Source organism: Psychrobacter sp. Ps7 (assembly GCF_022129225.1).
Taxonomy (GTDB): Bacteria; Pseudomonadota; Gammaproteobacteria; order Pseudomonadales; family Moraxellaceae; genus Psychrobacter; species Psychrobacter immobilis_A.
Genome location: NZ_JADQAH010000055.1, coordinates 1 through 1,232, shown reverse-complemented (window position 1 = coordinate 1,232; position 1,232 = coordinate 1). Strand labels below are relative to the sequence as shown.

The 1,232-nt window shown below is 45.6% G+C and carries 2 protein-coding genes; both read left to right on the top strand.

All coding sequences use genetic code 11. The annotated features are described in order from the left end of the window. Positions 1 to 4 precede the first annotated feature (4 nt). A complete protein-coding gene (gene hisF, locus I3257_RS13380; protein ID WP_201502879.1) occupies positions 5 to 787 on the top strand; it encodes an imidazole glycerol phosphate synthase subunit HisF in 783 nt (260 codons plus the stop codon). A 176-nt stretch (positions 788 to 963) separates the two neighbouring features. Next, positions 964 to 1,232: 6,7-dimethyl-8-ribityllumazine synthase (locus I3257_RS13375; protein WP_238050065.1), on the top strand; the 269-nt coding region annotated here is incomplete at its 3' end.

The following is a 1,232-nucleotide window of genomic DNA, read 5'->3' as shown; positions in this document are numbered from 1 at the left end:
CCCTATGTTAGCAAAGCGTATCATTCCTTGTTTGGACGTTGATAATGGTCGTGTGGTCAAAGGCGTGCAATTTGTTGATATCAAAGACGCAGGCGACCCTGTCGAAGTAGCAAAACGCTATAACGAACAAGGCGCTGATGAAATTACTTTTTTGGACATTACTGCGACCAATGACGAGCGCGATACCACCTATCATACCGTTGAGCGTATGGCGGAAACGGTATTTGTGCCATTAACTGTCGGCGGCGGTGTGCGTAAAATCGCTGATATCCGCAATCTATTAAATGCAGGTGCGGATAAAGTCGCGATTAATTCTGCAGCAGTATTTACGCCTGAGTTCGTTGGTGAAGCCGCGCAGAAATTTGGTAACCAATGTATCGTCGTGGCTATCGATGCCAAACGCGTTGCAGATATTGACGTTGATGGCATTATCATGCCGCGTTGGGAGATCTTTACCCATGGTGGTCGCAAACCAACGGGTATCGATGCCGTCGCTTGGGCGAGCAAAATGGCTGAACTGGGCGCTGGTGAATTACTGGTCACCTCGATGGACGGTGATGGCACCAAAAAAGGCTATGACTTGGCACTAATGAAGCAAATCACTAACCGCGTCAATGTGCCTGTTATTGCTTCAGGCGGCGTCGGCAATCTGCAACATTTAGCCGAAGGGGTGTTAGAAGGTGGCGTCGATGCCGTCCTTGCTGCCAGCATCTTCCATTTTGGTGAGTATACGGTTCAAGAAGCCAAAGCCTATATGGCAGCGCAAGGCATACAAATGCGTCTATAGTACGCTCGTAAAGTACAAATAAAACAGAAAAAAATGTTATCATAGCGCTAACCACTTATTTTCGTTCATTTAACTGATTATCTAACGGATAATAAGCCATTTGAACCTAGCGATATATTTAGCGCATTATTTATGCCTACATTTTAATTAAAAGCCCATTCGGCAAAGGATTTTTTATGTCAAATCTACAACAGCAGCGCAATGACGTGACTCATATCGATGGTAATTTACATCAAAACAAAGACGTTCGTATTGGTATCGTCGTCGGTCGTTTTAATGGTTTTGTGGTTGAATCATTGGTAGATGGCGCAATTGATGCGCTACTACGTCACGGTGTATTGGGTAGCAACATCACCGTAATCCGTGTACCTGGTGCTTTTGAATTGCCATTGGTTGCCCAACGTGCCGCTGAGTCTGATCGCTTTGACGCCATCGTTGCTTTAGG